Origin of the sequence: Streptomyces sp. PA03-6a, assembly GCF_033792765.1 — a bacterium.
GTDB lineage: Bacteria > Actinomycetota > Actinomycetes > Streptomycetales > Streptomycetaceae > Actinacidiphila.
In genome coordinates, this window is the sequence record NZ_JARAVK010000634.1 from 1 (window position 1) to 540 (window position 540).

Sequence of the window (540 nt, forward strand, 5' to 3'; positions counted from 1 at the left end):
CTCAAGCGCTGGCGCATCTTCCGTCACGCCCGCTGCAGCCCCAACCGCCTGTCGTCAGCAGCCAAAGCCATCCTCACCCTGGAGAAGCAACGCTGAAAAAGCTCACAAGTGAGGGTCGGAATCGGGTATGGGATCTCCCAGACTTCCCGGTGTGCGCCTGCACCAGGCCAGGGGGCACGCTGGTGGCGTGGACGAACGCCGCGTGATCGTGATGCCGCCATCGCCGGGCGGTGGCCGGCGTGTCCGGGTCAACGGGGAGATCCTAGGCGTGGCGTACAACCGTCGGGACTTCCTGGAGGTCGTGCGGCGAGCTGGCCTGGATCCCGACATGGTCAACGTCGTAGACGAGGACCTCATGAATGGCGTGGCGGAAGCCCCGACGTGTGATGACACCGACCGATGGCACAGCTCAGCAGGCTAGGGCTGTTCTGGAGGGGTGCTTGTGGGCGTTTTCGGTTGTTGTCATCACACGTCGGGACTTCCTCCACGCCATTCATGAGGTCCTCGTTTACGACGTTGCACATTTCTCTTATTAACATA

At 62.0% G+C, this 540-nt stretch carries 1 protein-coding gene and 1 pseudogene; both read left to right on the forward strand.

Annotation, left to right across the window (positions count from 1 at the left end; genetic code table 11):
• Window positions 1–96, forward strand: a pseudogene (locus PV350_RS46985) (IS5/IS1182 family transposase); the annotation flags it as partial.
• Between the two features lie 91 nt (window positions 97–187).
• Window positions 188–421: a hypothetical protein gene (locus PV350_RS46990; protein WP_500339353.1), complete on the forward strand. Its 234-nt coding sequence runs from the start codon at window positions 188–190 to the stop codon at window positions 419–421.
• The last annotated feature ends 119 nt before the right edge of the window (window positions 422–540 follow it).